Below are 17535 nucleotides of genomic sequence, written 5' to 3' on the forward strand. Positions count from 1 at the left end.
ATCGTCTATGATGGCGTCTATGTTCCAGCGAATACTCATTGCCTGCGTGGGCAACATCTGCCGCAGCCCCACGGCGGAATACCTCTTGCGTCATCGGCTGGGCGAAGGCCGCGACGTGCAGATCGGAAGCGCCGGCCTCAGCGCCATGAAGGGCTATCCCATGGACGAGACCTCGCTTCAATTGTTGCGGGAGCACGGCATCGACGGAGAGCCGCACCGCGCCCGCCAGTTGGATACCGCGCTCCTGCGCCAGTCCGACCTGATCCTCGCGATGGAGAAAAGCCATGTCGCCGCCATCGGCCGGATGGCACCGGAGGTCAGCGGGAAAGTGTTCCTGCTGGATCGCTGGGTGGAGGGCAAGGACATTCCCGACCCATATCGCCAGCAGCGTCCCGCCTATGAACATGTGTACGGCCTGATCGACAGGGGCGTGGACAGCTGGTTGCGTTACCTCTAGCTACTCGCTGATCTTTCCAAGGTTCTTGTCGAACAGGTCGCTGTCGAGGTCGTTGGTCAGCGTATACAAGGTGTAGCGCTTGTTCAGGCGCGCGCCACCGTCACGGATCAGCGGTTGCCAGAGCAGGGTGGCGCGGCTGCGCGACGAATGCGGAAGCAGCATGTCGAACGGAATCGATACATAGATACCCTTGTCGAAGCTGCCCTCGCCGTAGCCGGAACTGCCCGACTTGTTGGTGACCGTGGCGTAGGCACCCATGCGCGCGCCATTGGCGAATTCGCGTGACACGTCGATGGTGGTGCCCCAATCGCCGGCGAGATAGCGGCCCACGCTCACCGCCAGGGTCACGTTATGGAAGCCGGTATCCAGGTAACCGGTCGCTTGTCCGGTGATGACGTGGTAACGCCGGAACGAGAAATCCTGGTCGAAGCCGCGCTGCTTCACCCAGTTCACGTCCGCACCCACCGCCCAGCGCTCGCCGAAGGGACGGTACAGCACTTCGCCGCCCGCGCCGCCGTACATGCTTTCCAGCATGCCGGCGTACGCCATGCCGTAGAGGTCCTCGCCCAGGCGGTGGGTGCCGGTGAGCTGGAAGTTCGGCAGGGTGAGGTCGGAACTGGTGAGGTACTGGCGAAGGTTCGTGCGCACCCGCGGAAGGTTGCTTGGCGCGTCGTACTTGAACTTGTCGTAGTTGTTGAAGAGGTTGAGCGAGACGACGCCGTCCAGCCACAGGTTGCGGGTGAAGTTGAACGTGCCCGAGGCCGCACCGTACACCTGATACAGCACGAAGGCATCCGGGCCGCCCAGGTTCTGCTGGTAGCCGAGCGAGAAGCCGCCGCTGAAGCGTTTCAGCGGCGCGCGGTAAAGCACTTCTTCCTCGCGCGCCGTCACCGGGTCTTGCTCGACGCTGCGCCGGAACGTGGGCAGGTCGATGCGATGATCGAGCAACTCGAGGAAGCGCGGCCGGTGCACGCTGGTTTCCACGGTCTTCAGGCCGTTGCGTTCACTGGCCACGGTAAGCCAGTCGATGCTGCGATCCACGCGGTTGTCGATGATGCGCGTGGCGCGGCCGACGCCCTCGGCGCTGTAGAAGAAGCGGTCCTGCTGGCCGTGGATCACGAGTTCCGAACCGCGGCGGCCGATGCTGCTGACGTTGATGCCGGCATTGTCGCGCAAGGCGGCAGCCACTTCCGGCCAGTCCACCTGTTCCGGCGCCGCACGCGGGGTGGCGTCGGGGTTGGCGGGGTTGGCGTCGGCCGAGGCCGCGCTGGCCGGGGGTGCTTCGACCGGCGTGGACTCGAATGCCACCGCCTCGGGCTTGGGATCGTAGGTCTTCGGTGGATCGACGTGGGTGGCGAGGTTGCTATGCAGGTTGATCGCCGCGGTCGCTACCTCGCCGCGCTCGTATCCCAGCGTCAGGTCGACGTTGCGATTCAGGCGGAACACGGCGCCCAGGTTGACCGGCCAGCGCTGTGGCTGGTTGTTGTTCTGTGGCTGGTGTTTATAGTCGTTGCCGTCCAGTTCCGCTTTCAGCAAAAGCCATTGCCAGGGCGAGCGGTATTCGATGCCGCCGATGAAACCGGGACGTCCACGGAAAAACTTGTTGGTGCTGAAGTTGCCGGTGCCGGTGCTGCTGGTGGGCCGCGTCTCGAACCGGCTGCTGATGAAATTCAGGGGATTGGCGATGTCGCCGCGCGCGCCCATGTAGCCCCAGGCCAGGCCCAGGCTGAAATCGAAGGGTCCCGCACGCTTGCTGGCCACCACGTATTCGCTGGAGAACAGGCCCGTGCCACCGACGTCGCGCGCACCCACCGCCACCGCGGGCAACCAACGGCTTTCTTCCCAGATCCTTACTTTCGCGTCGATCGACTTGTCCTTGTAGGTCTGGCTTCCACTGAGCGAACGCGGCCCGTACAGCCGGTTGCTGACATTGGTGTAACGGAAGGAAGCCTCCAGCCACGGCAGCGCCTGCATCGACACGTTGTAGTTGGTGTACGGCGTGGTCCGGCTGAGGACGAAGCTGAATTCGCCTTCGCGCGCCATGCGCGCGGTCGGTGTCTGCAGCAGGCCGACGCCGCCGAAATCGCTTTGCGTATAGGCTTCCTGCGCGTGCAGGGCGGTGGCTCCTCCGACCCACAGGACGAAGCCCGCGCGGCAGCAACCGTGCAACGCGGTTCGCCGCATGGCGAGCCGTGGCATGCGTGGCGCGCGCATTATCGCCAGCCCTCGTCGCTCAGGAGCTGGGTCGAGATGAAGTCGGCCACGTCGCGGTTGAAGGTCTCGTCGGCTGCGCCGGCGATCGCATGCCGGTCGAACGGCACGTAGATCCACGCGCCCGGTGCGAGCGGCCGTGGCAAGTCGCGATTCCACAAGGCGATGTTCTGGGCGAAGACCGCGCCATCGGGTTGCACGACGTAGATCAGGTCGGGGTCCGCGGCGGCGGATACAGGGCAGCTGGCAAGGTAACGCCGCGCATCCTGCCATGGAACCTGCGCCAGGCGGCATGCTTTGTCCACCGCACCGACAACGCGGATGTCCACGGGGCGCCGTGGATAGAAGAGGGTATCGCCGGCATGCACCGGCCAGTCCTCGGCGGGCGTCACCTCGAGCCGGGCAGGGTCCAGCGCCGCGCCGGTGCGGCGGCCGGTGATCGGCCGTGTCGAGATCCACGCCTGGAACGCGGCCGCCGTTTCGGCCAAGGGCATGTTCCCGCCGCCCAGCGCTTGCCGGCGGATGGCGCCGAGTTCGTAATCGAGACCGGCGCGAAGGCGCAGCTGGTCGCGCTGCAAGGCGGGCTGTAGCCACGCCGCGCCGAGGATATAAGCCTCCGGATCGACCTTGGCCGCCACGGCCACGGCGGAAAGCCGCGCGTCGGACGGATAGGCGGCCGGACCGGCCTGGCCCACGGCACCTTCGGTGGTGACCTGGATCGTCGCCGCCTGCGCCATCAGCGGCAGCGCATGCGCGCACAGCAGCAGGCCCAGGATGCGAATGGCGCGCTTCACGACGCGTCCTCCCGGTAGGGCCGCAACTGGATCAATTCGAGCGGGACGCCGGGAGCGATGTATTGCCTGCTTTTCCAGATGAAGCCGTCGGTGGGGTCCACCCAGTACCGGTTGGTCATGCGCGCGCCAAGGCCGGGCACGCTGAGATGTTCGTCGATGCGTCGCAGGTGGTGGACGGTGCCGAGGATGGCCACGTCCTCCATCGCCTTCGGTTCGAGATGGGCCTGCACGACCGCGCCGTAACGGTAGCCTGGCGACCAGTCCATCCGTCGCGTGTAGTCGAGCGGTCCGTTCGACCGTTGCAGGCCCGCCGTGAAGGGATTGCCCGAAGGAAAGGCCGAGTCGTCGAGGTTCTGCGGCAGGCCGACGGTCTTCACCACCACGCCGTCACGGGTGAACACGATATCGTTGCCGGTGCCGTACCAGCCGAGCTGCCCGTGCTCGGTCTTGGCGAGGACGAGGATGGCCTCGCCCTCCGGCCCATTCACCTGGAGCTGGAAGTACGGCGTGGCGGCGACCGATGCCGCCGTCGGCTCGACCTTCTCGCCGTGCATGGCGAGGCGCACCGCTTCGAGGCTGCCCCGCGACACGGACGAACAGCCACCTGCAACCGCCAGCACCAGAGCCAGTCCGCCGAAAGAAAGGTATCGCAGCGCGAACACCGTGCCCTTCAGCGCTGCAGCGAACGGCCGCGGCCGATGCCGTAATAGGCGATGCCGGCGTCCTCGACCACGCGCGGATCATAAAGATTGCGGCCATCGAAGATCGCCGGATTCTTCAGCGCGGCCTTGATGCGTGCGAAGTCCGGGCTGCGGAAGGCTTTCCATTCCGTGACCAGGGCGAGCACATCGGCGCCTTGCAGGGTGTCGTACGCGTTGTCGCAAAGCACGAGGTCGTCGCGTTCGCCGTAGATGCGCGTCGTTTCCGCGCGCGCTTCCGGATCGTAGGCGCGGACCTTGGCGCCGGCGTCCCACAGTGCCTCCATCAGGCGGCGGCTCGGTGCCTCGCGCATGTCATCGGTGTTGGGCTTGAAGGCCAGACCCCACAGCGCGACCGTCTTGCCCGCCACGTCACCATCGAAATGCTTCTGGATCTGTGCGAACAGGCGCGTTTTCTGCTGGGCGTTGACCGCCTCGACCATGCCGAGCAGGCGCGCATCGTAGCCGTGGCCACGGGCGATCCGCTCCAGCGCCTGCACGTCCTTCGGAAAGCACGAGCCACCGTAGCCGGCGCCGGGATAGATGAAGTGATAGCCGATGCGCGGATCGGCACCGATGCCCTGGCGTACCAGTTCGACATCGGCGCCGACGCGCTCGGCGATATTCGCGATCTCGTTCATGAAGCTGATCTTGGTCGCCAGCATCGCGTTCGCGGCGTACTTGGTCAGTTCGGCCGATCGTTCGTCCATCACCACCATGCGATCGTGATTGCGGTTGAAGGGTGCATACAGCTTGCGCAGGCGGGCCACGGCGCGCTCGCTGGACGAACCGACGACGATGCGGTCCGGGCGCAGGCAATCCTCGACCGCGTCGCCTTCCTTCAGGAACTCCGGATTGGAGACCACGTCGAAATCGACCGCCGCACCGCGTTCACCCAGTACGTCGTCGATCGCCTTGCGCACGCGGTCGGCCGTGCCGACCGGTACCGTGGACTTGTTGACGACCACCGCATAGCGGTCGAGGTGCTCGCCGATGGTGCGCGCCACGCTCAGCACGTACTTCATGTCGGCGCTGCCGTCCTCGTCCGGCGGCGTGCCCACCGCGATGAAGATGAGTTCGCCGTGTGCGATCGCCGGTGCGGGATCGGTGGTGAAATCCAACTGGCCCGAAGCGTAGTTGCGCCGGACGATGGGCTCCAGGCCTGGCTCGAAGATGGGGATCACGCCGTTGCGAAGCCCGTCGACCTTCGCCTGGTCGACATCCACGCAAACCACATGGTTGCCCATTTCCGCGAGGCAGGCGCCCGTGACCAGCCCAACATAACCGGTGCCGAAAATAGTGACCTTCATCTGTATCGCCTGTTTAGCAAGAAAATGTGGAGCCAGCCGCCTCTATCAAAGCTGGCGATCGCGATCCAGGTTGTACTGGGCGTTGGCCGCGTTGCTGATCAGGCCGGACAGTGGAAGCAGCTGACTGATGAAACGGTTCCAGCGGGTGATCCCGGCGGGGCCGACGAAGACGACGTCGCCTGGCTTGACCGAGAACTTCGACGCCACCGCGAAAGCGGAGGGCGACGTATTGTCGAGCTGGTAGATCGTCGCGGGCGCCTTTTCCATGTCCTCGACACCGCGAATCACATAGACGGCCTTGCCCTTGGCGCTGGTCTGGTTGAGGCCGCCCGCACGACCCAGCGCCTGGGTGAGGCTGAGGTCGCTGGTCTTGAACGAGATGGCCTGTGGACGCAGCACTTCGCCGATCACGTACGCCTCGTGGCGATCGTTGTAGGGCAGGTAGATGCTGTCGCCACCCTTCAGGTAGATGTCCTGCGGACCCTGCTGCGCATGCGACAGCGCGTCGAGATCCAGGTGGTATTCGCGGTTGTCGCGGCGAAGCACCACGTCGGAGAGGTCGGCGAGTTGCGCATTGACCCCGGCGGCGCCCACCGCTTGAGCAAGCGTCAGCGGCGTCACCGTGATGTCCTGGGGATCGGTTTTCACGAAGGCACCGCCGAGCGTGACCTTCTGGCTGGCGTAGCTGACGATGCTGATGTCGACCTGGGGCTTCTCGACGTACTTGGTCAGGCGATCGGTGATCGCCACGCGGAGTTCTTCCACGGTGAGGCCGGAAGCATGGAGCAGGCCGACATACGGGTAGAACAGCGTGCCGTCGGGGCGCACCAGACGGCCATTCGCGGCCGTCTGCTGTTGCGAGCCCGCGGGCGAGGTCAGCTCCGGGTGCTCCCACACGGTGATGTAGAGCGAATCTCCGGGACCGATGCGATAGGAATCGGGCCGATAGGCGGTCAGGGCGGGGTCGATACCGGGAGCGACCGTGCTGGCACGGTCCATCGCGATCAGTTTCGGCGTGATCGGGATCAGCTGGTAGCGGCTGCCCGTTGCGCTTTCCTTGTCGTTCAATTCGCCGGTTTTCATGTGCTGGCCGGGTGCCAGGATGCATGCGTGCAATAACAGACAGCACCCGGCCAGACCGAGAGTCGGCAGGAACTTCATCGTTTACGGGATCCTTCAATCGAGGCGCCGCATGGCGGGACGCCGTCGACGTACTTAAACCGATCCATTATTAACGGTGCTGGAACGTTAATGGACATTTAGACGTCCAGACCGCCGTTCAGGGAGATCAATGCGTGCCTCCCGTTCCGCCCGTGCCACCGGTTCCACCCGTGCCGCCGGTACCTCCCGTGCCTCCTGTTCCGTCGTTTCCGGTGCCGTTGGTATCGTTCGCGGTGGCACCTGCAGCGGCTGCCACTGCGGCGGCACCCGGACCGACACGTGCGGGCGTGAGGGCACCCTTCGAGGCCTGGCGCGCCTGGTTCGGCGTCGCTACACGCGGGTTTTGCGCGCTGTTTTGCGCGTTGTTCGATGGATTGGATTCATTGGGCTGTCGCTGGCTCTGCGCCCACAACGGTGCCGCGATGGCAAGAATGGTGCATGCAAAAAGTAAGCGTCTCACTGGCGTGTTCTCCGTGCGAGGGGAAGGGTGCGTACCACATGCATGTACGCGTTCATGAACACGTTCATGAATGAGCGCGAGTGCGCGCAGTACGCATTGCATTCACTGCCATCCCTCGTCGATGGTCAAGGCAATCAGCTGAACAGGTGTTTCCGGCAACTGTTTTTGTGACACGCCCCGCAGAATCGGCGCTGTCGGATTGCCCGCATTTTCGTCGCGATGCAGCATGCATCATCGCAACAAGCAAGTTCGAACACTTTCAGGCTGGACCCGGCGTTCAACGGGGTTCGGTCGAAAACGTGTTGGGCCATCCAGATTCCTAGGAACAGGACATGGCGGCCCTACAGGGGGCACGTACCTGGGCACGCCGGCATGGCCGGTCGTTGTCGCGTCGGCAGAGGGTACATGTCATGCAACTGACAAAATTCAATGCGTTACTGGATCTTGAGCTTCGTGCCGCCGATCCCCTTTGCGTGATCGCTGCGGCCTATCTGGCCTACTTCGTCCGTTTCGATACGTTCAGCATGAGCAGCGTATACGCTGTCGCGCTGATCCTTCTCTTGCTCATGACGCTGGCGGCCTCGATCGTCTTCAAGGTCTACGAGCAGCCCCTCGGTGAGCGCCCCGTAAGCCAATTCTTGTGCATAGCAGCATCGTGGACCAGCGCGTTCGCGGGCATGATCGCGCTCGGTTATCTGCTAAAGGTCGGTGAGCTTTACTCGCGCGGATGGGTATCGCTGACCTTCGTGCTGGGTCTTGTATTGATGGCGTCGGTGCGACTCGTCGCGGTGCTCTCGTTGCGTTATCTGCACCATCGCGGTATCGGCATGAAGCGCTGCCTGCTCATCGGTGCCACCGAAGCGGGCATCCACATGGTTCGTCAGGTCGAAGACAACCTCGGTCTCGGCATGAAGATCACCGCGTACGTCAAGACCAGCCACGATCACGGCGTTCCGCCAAACGTGCCCTTGGCCGGTTCACTCCTGCATCTCGATGAGATCCTCGATCGTGGCGAATGGGACCAGGTGCTGGTCGCCTTGCCCGTGAGCGCGAACCGCGCGATCAGCTACGTGCTCGATCGCATGGACGAGCGCGTGTTGACGGTCAAGTTCGTGCCGGACCTGCTGGGCAGGCAGTTGATCAACCACCGCATGGAAGATTGCGCGGGCGTGCCTCTGGTTACCCTTCGCGAGAGCCCTTTGCATGGGCATGCGTGGATACTGAAAGCCATCGAGGATCGAATCATCGCCGGCGCCATCCTGTTGATGATCAGTCCGTTGATGCTGTTCCTCGCGATCGGCGTGAAGCTTTCCAGCCCCGGTCCGGTGCTCTACCGGCAGGTCCGCGTCGGCCTGGACGGCAAGGAATTCGAGATGCTGAAGTTCCGTTCCATGCCCGTGGACATGGAGAAGAATAAGAGTGTCCAGTGGGGCAATGCGCAGAGTAAAACCACGACGCGCTTCGGCCGCTTCATCCGGCAAACCAGCCTCGACGAACTGCCGCAGTTCATCAACGTGCTCCGCGGCGACATGTCCATCGTGGGACCGCGCCCCGAGCGACCCATGTTCGTGGAGAAGTTCAAGGGCGAGATCGCCGGCTACATGCACAAGCACCTGGTCAAGGCCGGCATCACGGGATGGGCACAGATCAACGGGTGGCGCGGCGATACCGACCTGGTGAAGCGCATCGAGTACGACCTCTACTACATCAATCACTGGTCGCTGGCGTTCGATCTCCGCATCATCTTCCTGACCATCTTCAAGGGCTTCATCCATAGCGAGGCGAGCGCATCGGTGCCGCTCCCCGCCGGACCCTCGATGCCTGCGGCTACGGCCAACACGGCCAGTGAAGAGACCGGCTAGGAGCGCGATTCGATCGCGCTCCCCCAACATTTCAATCGCGAACTGAGGCAATCTTTGAAGTTTCTGATCTGTGGCGGCGCGGGATACGTGGGTTCGCACATGGTGCGATACCTGGTCGCGAATGAGCACGAGGTCGTCGTCTACGACGACCTTTCGACGGGCCACCGCGAAGCGGTGGATGCCGACGTGCCGTTCGTTCATGGCGATATCGGCGACGCGGTGACCTTGTGGCGCTTGTTCGCCACGCACAAGTTCGACGCGGTGATCCATTTCTGCGCCCGGTCCCTGGTCGGTGAGTCGGTCATCGATCCCTACCAGTACTACCGGAACAACGTGGGCAACACCCTGGTGCTCCTGGCCGCCATGCGCGAAGCCGGCATCCAGCGACTGGTCTTTTCCTCGACGGCTGCGGTGTTCGGGCATCCCAGGAGCGACACCATCGATGAGTCGCATCCCACCGACCCGATCAATCCGTACGGCCAGAGCAAGCTGATGATCGAGCGAGTGCTGGGCGATGCGGCCCGTGCATACGGGCTACGCTCGGTGGCGCTGCGTTACTTCAACGCGGCCGGTGCCGATCCCTCGGCCTCCATCGGCGAGGCGCATGACCCCGAAACCCACCTGATTCCCAATGTATTGAAGGCCGTGCTCGGCCAGAGCGCCGCCCTGAAGGTATTCGGCGACGACTACGACACGCGTGACGGCACCTGCGTGCGTGACTACGTCCATGTGAACGATCTCGCCTCGGCGCACCTGCTGGCCGTGCAGTTCCTGGAGGAGAACGAAGGCGCGTTCACGTTCAACCTCGGCAACGGCGAGGGTTTCAGCGTACGCGAGGTGATCGCGGCTGCCGAACGCGTCACGGGAAGGCCGGTGCCGCATGCGTTCGCACCGCGCCGTCCCGGCGATCCCGCGACGCTGGTGGCGTCGAGCCTGCAAGCCCGCCGGCGCCTTGGCTGGCAGCCACGGATCACGGTGCTGGACGATATCCTCGCCAGCGCGTGGCAGTGGCACCTCCAGCCGCGCTTCTGACCGTGCAGGCGCAGCCGAAAGTTCAGCTCGACTTCATCGATGCGCTGCGTGGCCTGGCGATCGTTGGCGTGCTGCTCAGCCACGCCCAGCGCAACGTGGAAATCTACCAGGCGATGGGCCACCAGGCGCTGATGTCGCCGTGGCTCAGCCGTTATGCGGCACAGGGTGCGCGCGGCGTGCAACTGTTCTTCGTGGTCAGCGCGCTGACCCTGTTCCTCTCGGCAGGCAAGCGCACCCGGGAAGACACGCCGTGGCTGAACTTCTATGTGCGAAGGGTGTTCCGTATCGCACCGATGTTCTATCTCGCGTTCGGCGTGTATTGCCTTGCTCCCGTGCTGATGAAAGGACAGGCACTGCCACCCCTGGGCACGGTGCTCGGCACGTTGAGCTTCACCAATGGATGGAACCCGGCCTGGTTGCTGGGCGCCAACGACGTGGTCCCTGGTGGCTGGTCGATCGGCGTCGAGATGTCGTTCTACATCGTCTTTCCGCTGGTGTTCCTGGCGTTGCGCAGCTTTCCGCGGGCGCTGGCCGCGCTGGCGGCGTTCCTGCTGCTCGCGGTGCTTACCTGGCCGTGGTTGCTTCGCCACCCGCCGATCGACGACGCGGATCTGTGGCAGCGCTACGTGTTCGTGTGGTTGCCCAACCAGTTGCCCGTCTTCCTGTTCGGTATCTGCGCCTATTTCGTGATGTTCGGCCACGCCGGAAAGCTGTCGGCTTTCTTCCGCGAGGGCGACCGCCGGCGCAATGCCTGCTGGTTCGTGCTTTCGGTGGCCATCCTGGCACTCGCGCCGCAGTGGCTGGATGACCCACGGGCGGTGTTCGTATACGCGGCGGCCTTCGCGTTGCTGGCCTTGTGTCTCTTTCGCCAACCCTACCGTTGGCTGGTGAATCGCCCGCTGCAGCACATCGGCAAGATCAGCTTCAGCGGCTACCTGACGCATTTCTTCATGCTTCAGGTGGCGCGCAAGGTGCTGGCGGCGGTGCACGCCGGCGAACGCCTGAGCCCCGACCTCTACTTCGTGGCGACGGCGGTGCTCGCGCTGGCGGGTACGGTGCTGGTATCGAGCGTGACCTACCGCTTCGTCGAGGTGCCGGGGCAGGCGCTGGGCAAGCGCGTGATCGAAGCGCTGGCGGCACGCCGCGCGCGCGATGCCCGTTCGGCGGAAGGCGCGGCGGGCTGACCCGAAACCAGGTCAGGTCAGCCGCGCGATGAGATCCAGTGCGTTGGGTACGGGCTTGCCGTTGGCGAAGCATGCCTTGACCAGCGCGTTGACCTGGGCGAGCGACGGGCGGTGTGTCCTGAAGCGGTCCAGCATGGCGTCGTCGGCCTTGGTGAAGGATGTGCCGCCGCCTTTGCCGGCGTCGTAGAAGTGGTTCTCGCCGAGCTTCGTCTGCGTCGCCAGTTGCATCTCCACGCCGGGCGCACGCGGGGCCACGACGATGTTGTCGTGAATGGCCGTGCTGTTCGGCACGCCCTTCCAGCTGGTCGCCTTGAAAACGGTGACCTCCGCGTCGGGGATGGGCTTCTGGGGAATGATGATGATGTTGTTGTAGATCTGGCTGCCGTCCACCGGGCCCGAGATGCGCAGCGAAGCGCTGCCCGTCTTGCGCAGGGCGTCGTTGATGCTCACATTGAAGCGTACGATCGTTCCGGTATTGCCGATCTTGTCGCCGCCACGGCCGTCGTTGCAGACCAGGGCCATGCCGCCGGCGTTGTCGTGGCTGTAGTTGTACTGGATCACCGTATTGCGGCAGCGGAAATCGGCATCGTAGCCCTGGCCGTCGGCATAGGCCTTGTGGTCGCTGACCTCGTTGTACTGGATCAGGGTGTTGTCGCAATCGAATGGCCAGATGCCGGCGGCCGCCTCGCCGCGAGGCAGCTCACCGCAGTGGCTCACCGTGTTGCGCTCGACCAGGGCGCCGTCGCAACCCTTGACCAGGATGCAATCGCCGGGCACTTCGCTGATGCGATTCCCTCGCACGATCACGCCCGTGGCCAGGCCGCCCGTGCGGTTGCCGGCGGCGAGGAAGAGGATGCCGTCGCGCTCGCTGCGCTCGATCGTGTTGTCGACGATCTTCAGGTCCTGGTAACGCGTGGGGCGGCCCGTGCCCTTCGCCTCGACGAGGATGGCGCTGCCGCCACCTTGCTGCTTGAGGGGCGAGCCATTGACGTCGTGGATGTGCAGGCCTTGCAGCACGATGCCATGGGCGATGCCGAAGTCCTGGTGAAACAGGTGCACGCCGGTCCGGCGGGGCCCCGGTTGCGGACCCTGGTTGGAGATGGCCAGGTTGCGCACGGTCCAGTACTCGACGTTCTGCAGGCGTACGGTGGAAGGGGCGCGGCCGTCCGCATGCAGATGCGGCGGGGCGCCTTCGCCGTAGGCATCGACGACGATGGGCGCGCCGTCGCGCCCCGAGCCCTTCGGCTGGAAGACACCGGGATAGTCTCCACCACGCTTGAAAAGGATCTTGTCGCCGGGGCCGAAGCTCGCCTGGTTGAGCCTGTCCAGGCTGCGCCAGGCCTGGCCGGGACTGCCGCCGTCATGCCGGTCGTTTCCCGCCGTGCCGTCGACGTAATAGCTCTTGCCCGCGGTGGCGGCGAAGACCTCGTCCAGCGGCAGGGCGGCGAGGGCGACGCCCGCCCATAGCGACCGGCAAAGAAAAGTCCGACGATGCATGCGGTTACCTCCGGGCGTCAGCGACGCTCGCTCAATGAATAGCGGTAGACGCCGCCATGCTTCTTGAGCATGTAGGCGAAACCGGCGAGGTGCTTGATGGTCAGCTTCGAGAACTTGCGCGTGCGCCGCTTGTAGTCGTGCACGATGGAGATCTTCCGGCTGTAATAGTTGCGCAGGCCCATCTTGCGCGTGCGCACGCAGAACTCCGCGTCTTCCGGACCGAAGAAGATCCGGTCGTCGTAGCCCATCAGGAGGGCCGCGACGTCCTTGGTGAAGGTCTGGTTGGCGCCCAGCACGTAGTCGACCTCAAGCGGGTCGTTGCTATCGTCGAAACGCGTGTCGAGCATCAGGTGCCGTTCGAGTTCACGTTTGACGAAGCCGAGCTGACGGCTGATGGGGATGCGCGCCGCGATCGGCTGGTAGAAGCGCGGAAAGCGCCGGGTCGAATCCTGGCGGGTGCGGTCGACATTGAGCAGCTGGAAGCCGACCACGCCGGCATCGGGATGCGCCTGGAAGAACGAGTCGACGATGGTGCCGGGATCTTCCGTCAGGAAAATGGTGTCGTTGTCCAGGGTCATGCAGTACTTGCCGCGTGCCAGGAACAGCCCGCGATTGCGCGCCGGGCCCACGCCGAAGTTGCGTTCCAGCGGGAAGTAGCGGATCTGCGGCAAGGTGGCGACGAACTCGGCGCTGCCGTCGCGCGATCCGTTGTCGACGACGATCACCTCGTCGCGTTCGAAGTCCACCTTGTCCATCAGCGAGAGCAGGCAGCGTTCCAGGTTCTCCCTTTCGTTCCAGGTGATGATGATGATCGACAATCTCACGTCGGCGGCGTTCATGACGATGCTCCAGCGGGGGGCGTGGTAGGGGAAGAACGATCGGTGCTGCCGCGCAGCGAGGAAGGAGTGATGACCTCGTTGGCCTTCACCACGAAGTTGTCCGGAATGACCACGGGCCCGAAGATGCAGGCGCCCGTGCCGATGATGACGTTGTCGCCGATGACCGGCGTGCCGTCGCCCGGCCAGCGGTTGCCGATGCACACACGGGCGTACATCGTGCAGTTGGCGCCTATCGTGGTCTTGCCGTTCACGATGATGCCGAAGGCGTGGTAGATCACCAGGCCCGGCCCGATCGTGGCGGTGGTCGGCAGGTAGCACTTGAAGACGAATTCGGCGACCTTCTCCAGGATGCGCAGCGGGGTGTGCAGGCGCGTGCCGCGGGCCGTGGCGATCAGCCGGTAGCAGAGGATCACCCAGAAGGACTGGTCGAGCATCCACCAGACCATGCCCCGGTAGCCGGGCAGGGAGCGGAGGCGGCGGACGTCCGCGCGGAAATCGTCAAGCATGGGTCGGGGCCGGGTGGGGTGGCGACAGCTGGGATGCTTTCCGGGCGGTGGCATCGATCCGCGCCTGGGCGCGTCGCGCGTCGGTGCGCGCGTAGAACATGCCGACGAAGAACCAGAAGTAGGCCTCGTATCCACTGAATTCGATGAAGGCCAGCATCAGGTAACACAGCAGGAAGGCCTTGATGTTGCGCTGTTGCCCCTCGGCCGGCCGAAAGAAGATGTGCGCCACCAGCGCCAGGAACAGCAACAGCGACTGCACGCCACCTTCGAGCAGGAATTGCAGGTAGATGTTGTGGACGTTGTTCTCGACGAAGGTGAGGCCGGATATCTGTTCCATCAGCGGCACGCCGTTGCCCACGCCGTAACCAAGCAGGTTCTGCTCCAACGCGGCGGCGGCGCTGTTCCACAGCGCGAGGCGACCCACGTTCTTGTGCTCGAGTTGCGTCTCGGCCTGGAGGTTGAAGCGGTCCAGCACGGGAATGTCGATGACCGACGACAGCACCAGTCCCGCGATCAGCACCATCATGGCTATGCCGAGGAAGGTATACAGGTAGTAGTGACGGGTCTTGCGCGCGCGATAGGCCGCGATGCCGATGGACACCGCCGCGCCGAGCAGGCCCGCGCGCGACAGCATCATCCCGCTGGTCAGCAAGGCGATTCCCGCGGCGATCGGATAGACGCGCGTGCCGAGCAGGAGGATCGACAGCAAGGCCAGCAGGCTTGCCTCGATGTTGCGTCCGCCCGTGGACATGTAGAGGATGCCGGAGGCCCCTTCGCTGCGGGCGTACACCGCGCCCAGCTGGCCTGCATAGATGGCGTCGCGCAGGATGATGAAGACGATGCAGCAGCCGAGTATCCACACGAAGATCTTGCGCAGCTCAACGTCTTGCAACTTGCGGCCGAACACCACGCCCAGGAAATACGCCATGGCGACGAACACGATCAGCGTGGAGCGCATGCCGCCGCCATACGTGGCCGCCGCGGCCAGCGACGTGCCCATCATCGTCGCGATGAAGGCCGTCGCCGGGTTCAACTTGAGATAGCGTACGGCGGGCAGGTAGAGCAGCGGCATCAACAGCAGGAGGATGTGGTAGACGTTGACGTGCGACTTGCTGGTCGTGCTATGCGTCAGGGGCACCTGCACGAAGATCATGGCCATCAACGTGACCGCCGCGGCGCGAGTGCGATTTATCAGCATCGTCATCCGAATCAACCGATTGCGACGCCGAAGAACTTGTGGAGAAGGACCTTAAGGGTCGACTTGTATCCACCCAGGGAAATGTTGCGGGCGATCTCGCCAAGAGATGGCCGTTGCCGGTTCATCACGTACTGGATATTGCGGTGGTTGCGCTGCTGGTCCGCGCTCATCAGCCGCGCGTGCTTGGCGATGAAGCGTTCGCTGCCCTCGGCGCGCCGGCTCGAATTGCGGATGCGCGCCCGAGACCGGTCGTCGTCGACGAAAGAAAGCAGCTGCCGCGTGCACACGGCCGTGCCGTAGCGGTCGGCGAGGCGTATCCACATGTCGTAGTCCTGCCACGAGGGCATCGATTCGTCGAAGCCGCCGAGTTCGCGCATGCGCGACAACTCGGTCAGCACCTGGTTGCCGGCGAGATTCGCGTACAGCAAGGCCGGCAGGGTGAGCTTGTCCACCTTGCCCAGCTCCGCTTCGCTGAAACGGCGCTCGCGCAGGCGCTCGATCTGCTCCGGGGCCTGGAAGTACTTGAAGCGGCTGCATGCGAACGACGGGGAGTGGCGGCGATAGAGATCGACCAGACACGCGATGCGCTGTGGATGGAACAGGTCGTCGTCGTCGAGCCCGGTGACGTATGTCCCGATGGCTTGCTCGATGCAGCGGTTGCGCGCACGGCATGCGCCCTGTGGCGTCTCGTTGCGCAGATAGGTGAACTTGCCGGGATAGCGGCGCGCATACCCGGCCACGACCTCGGCGGTATCGTCCGTGGAGGCCTCGTCGCAAACGAGAACCTCGATTTCCGGATAGGTCTGGGCCAGCACGGAGTCGATCGCACGGCGCAGCAGCGTCGAGCGATTGCGGGTAGGGATGTATACGCTCACCAGGGGTGTCATGTCGGCCTCGTTCCTTGGATGCGTTGAGTCTGTGGATGCCGGTTCAGGAGCGTATGCCGGGCGCGCCAAACCACCCAGAGCAGCGGCGGCGTCACCAGCGCCAGGCGTACCGCGCTGGCCTTCCAGTCGTCGCCCTGGTAGATGAAGACGGCCAGCATCAGGAAGGCGTAGGGCACGAAGCTCTCCACCGTCCATGACTGGAAGAATTCACGCGCGGTAAGGCTGATGATCTTCGAGGAGAAGAAGTAGTAAGACAGCACCGTGGCCAGCAGCTGGCTGATCGCCAGCGCCACCGCCATGACTTCGAGCGAGCGCGACAGGGCGCCGAGCACGCTGACCAGCAAGGTGATGCCGCCGATCTTCAGGTTCCAGGCGAACTCGATGTCCGAACGGCCCAGGCTCTGGCTGAGGGCTCCGATGAGCGAGCCGAGCGGGCGCAGCATGCCGAACAACAGCATCAGCGGGATGAGTTCGGCCACGCCGGTGTAGCGATGCCCGTAGAGGATCGTCACCGCGGGCGGCGCGAACACCGCCAGCATGATGAACACGCCGCTGCTGAAGACGGACACCCCGCGCAATCCCACCAGATAGGCGTGACGCAACGCCAGCGGGTCGTCCTGGCGCGTCGCCAGCCGGGGCAGGGCGAGCCGCTGGACCACGGGCATGATCAGCTTGGTCGGCTGCAACACCAGTTCCTTGGCGAGCGAATACACGCCGAGCGAGGCGAGGCCGAGAAACTTGCCGAGGATGATCTGGTCGGCCTGGCTGCGCAGCTGGTTGATGACCTGGGAACCGAGCTGGAACGCGCCATAGCGCAGGGCCTGGCGGATGATTCCACGGTCGTAGCCCCGGCCAGGGTGCCAGTCACGATCGGCCACGGCCACGAAACACACCAGGCGCACCAGGCTGTTCACGATCATCGCGTAGACGGCGGCCTCGATCGACGCGCCGAACTGGAGCACCAGCAGCAACAGGGTGCCCAGGCCGGACAGGCGCCCGATCACCTCGATTCGCGCCAGCCGCGGCAACTGGAAGGTCTTGATGAGGCTCGCCTGGTACTGAGCGGCCAACCCGAGCAGTACGAAGTTGACCGTGGACAGCCGTAACAGATGACCCAGCACGTCCGAGCCATAGAAATAGGCCACGGCATAGGAGATGCCGAACAGCACCAGAGCGGACATGAGGCCGAGACCCGCGCTGATCATGTACAGCGAGGTGCGTTCGTGGCGGGTGATGCTTTGCCGATGGATGAGGTAGCTGCTGAGGCCCATGTCCTGCAACAAGGTGGCGATCGCGTTGACGACGTTGACGATCGCCAGCGCGCCCAGCAGGTGCGCATCGACGTGATGGGCCAGCACCGCGATCTGCAGCAGCTGGCTCGCCGCGCTGACCACGGTCGAACCGACGGTCCATAGGGCATCGCGTCTGGCGGAGGGCAT

Annotated in this window: 17 protein-coding genes; 4 read left to right on the top strand and 13 right to left on the bottom strand. The window is 64.4% G+C overall.

The window, feature by feature from the left end; all coding sequences use genetic code 11:
* Nucleotides 1-19: 19 nt before the first annotated feature.
* Nucleotides 20-457: a low molecular weight protein-tyrosine-phosphatase gene (locus ACN9M2_RS09595; protein ID WP_426287842.1), complete on the top strand. Its 438-nt coding sequence runs from the start codon at nt 20-22 to the stop codon at nt 455-457.
* On the opposite strand, the gene ACN9M2_RS09600 is transcribed toward ACN9M2_RS09595, so the two are convergent.
* From ACN9M2_RS09600 to ACN9M2_RS09630, 7 genes are all read right to left on the bottom strand, one after another.
* On the bottom strand, nt 458-2671 hold the full coding sequence (locus tag ACN9M2_RS09600; RefSeq protein ID WP_426287843.1) for a YjbH domain-containing protein: 2214 nt from the start codon (nt 2669-2671) through the stop codon (nt 458-460).
* Nucleotides 2671-3462 (bottom strand): capsule biosynthesis GfcC family protein, encoded by a 792-nt coding sequence (locus tag ACN9M2_RS09605; RefSeq protein WP_426287844.1) that lies wholly within the window; start codon nt 3460-3462, stop codon nt 2671-2673. The genes ACN9M2_RS09600 and ACN9M2_RS09605 overlap by 1 nt, the downstream gene beginning before the upstream one ends.
* Complete coding sequence (locus ACN9M2_RS09610; RefSeq protein WP_426287845.1) at nt 3459-4124, bottom strand: YjbF family lipoprotein; 666 nt, start codon at nt 4122-4124, stop codon at nt 3459-3461. The genes ACN9M2_RS09605 and ACN9M2_RS09610 overlap by 4 nt, the downstream gene beginning before the upstream one ends.
* Nucleotides 4125-4132: 8 nt before the next feature.
* On the bottom strand, nt 4133-5470 hold the full coding sequence (locus ACN9M2_RS09615) for a UDP-glucose dehydrogenase family protein (protein WP_426287846.1): 1338 nt from the start codon (nt 5468-5470) through the stop codon (nt 4133-4135).
* A 45-nt stretch (nt 5471-5515) separates the two neighbouring features.
* A complete protein-coding gene (locus ACN9M2_RS09620; protein ID WP_426284476.1) occupies nt 5516-6631 on the bottom strand; it encodes a polysaccharide biosynthesis/export family protein in 1116 nt (371 codons plus the stop codon).
* A 127-nt stretch (nt 6632-6758) separates the two neighbouring features.
* Complete coding sequence (locus ACN9M2_RS09625) at nt 6759-7091, bottom strand: hypothetical protein (protein WP_426284478.1); 333 nt, start codon at nt 7089-7091, stop codon at nt 6759-6761.
* A 102-nt stretch (nt 7092-7193) separates the two neighbouring features.
* The gene (locus tag ACN9M2_RS09630; protein ID WP_426284481.1) at nt 7194-7319 is read right to left on the bottom strand and encodes a hypothetical protein; all 126 of its coding nucleotides are present in this window, start codon (nt 7317-7319) and stop codon (nt 7194-7196) included.
* Between the two features lie 182 nt (nt 7320-7501).
* Between ACN9M2_RS09630 and ACN9M2_RS09635 the strand changes: the two genes are divergently transcribed.
* Genes ACN9M2_RS09635 through ACN9M2_RS09645 form a run of 3 tightly spaced genes read left to right on the top strand, consistent with a single transcriptional unit; the run spans nt 7502 to nt 11169 of the window.
* Nucleotides 7502-8953 carry an undecaprenyl-phosphate glucose phosphotransferase gene (locus ACN9M2_RS09635; protein ID WP_426284483.1) on the top strand — a complete coding sequence of 484 codons (1452 nt, stop codon included), beginning with the start codon at nt 7502-7504 and terminating at the stop codon, nt 8951-8953.
* A gap of 54 nt (nt 8954-9007) precedes the next feature.
* A complete protein-coding gene (gene galE, locus ACN9M2_RS09640) occupies nt 9008-9985 on the top strand; it encodes a UDP-glucose 4-epimerase GalE (RefSeq protein ID WP_426284486.1) in 978 nt (325 codons plus the stop codon).
* Nucleotides 9961-11169 carry an acyltransferase family protein gene (locus tag ACN9M2_RS09645; protein WP_426284488.1) on the top strand — a complete coding sequence of 403 codons (1209 nt, stop codon included), beginning with the start codon at nt 9961-9963 and terminating at the stop codon, nt 11167-11169. Before galE ends, ACN9M2_RS09645 begins: the two co-directional genes overlap by 25 nt.
* A gap of 12 nt (nt 11170-11181) precedes the next feature.
* Here the strand turns inward: ACN9M2_RS09645 and ACN9M2_RS09650 are convergent, their stop codons facing one another.
* From ACN9M2_RS09650 to ACN9M2_RS09675, 6 genes are read right to left on the bottom strand one after another with little or no spacing between them, the layout of a single operon-like run.
* The gene (locus tag ACN9M2_RS09650) at nt 11182-12666 is read right to left on the bottom strand and encodes a right-handed parallel beta-helix repeat-containing protein (RefSeq protein WP_426284490.1); all 1485 of its coding nucleotides are present in this window, start codon (nt 12664-12666) and stop codon (nt 11182-11184) included.
* A 17-nt stretch (nt 12667-12683) separates the two neighbouring features.
* The gene (locus tag ACN9M2_RS09655; protein ID WP_426284492.1) at nt 12684-13505 is read right to left on the bottom strand and encodes a glycosyltransferase; all 822 of its coding nucleotides are present in this window, start codon (nt 13503-13505) and stop codon (nt 12684-12686) included.
* The gene (locus ACN9M2_RS09660) at nt 13502-14011 is read right to left on the bottom strand and encodes a serine O-acetyltransferase (RefSeq protein ID WP_426284493.1); all 510 of its coding nucleotides are present in this window, start codon (nt 14009-14011) and stop codon (nt 13502-13504) included. Before ACN9M2_RS09660 ends, ACN9M2_RS09655 begins: the two co-directional genes overlap by 4 nt.
* Nucleotides 14004-15215 (bottom strand): O-antigen ligase family protein, encoded by a 1212-nt coding sequence (locus ACN9M2_RS09665; protein WP_426284495.1) that lies wholly within the window; start codon nt 15213-15215, stop codon nt 14004-14006. The genes ACN9M2_RS09660 and ACN9M2_RS09665 overlap by 8 nt, the downstream gene beginning before the upstream one ends.
* Before the next feature lie 5 nt (nt 15216-15220).
* On the bottom strand, nt 15221-16096 hold the full coding sequence (locus tag ACN9M2_RS09670; RefSeq protein WP_426284497.1) for a glycosyltransferase family 2 protein: 876 nt from the start codon (nt 16094-16096) through the stop codon (nt 15221-15223).
* On the bottom strand, nt 16093-17535 hold the full coding sequence (locus ACN9M2_RS09675) for a lipopolysaccharide biosynthesis protein (protein ID WP_426284499.1): 1443 nt from the start codon (nt 17533-17535) through the stop codon (nt 16093-16095). The genes ACN9M2_RS09670 and ACN9M2_RS09675 overlap by 4 nt, the downstream gene beginning before the upstream one ends.

Source organism: Luteibacter sp. E-22, assembly GCF_049913125.1.
Classification (GTDB): Bacteria; Pseudomonadota; Gammaproteobacteria; order Xanthomonadales; family Rhodanobacteraceae; genus Luteibacter.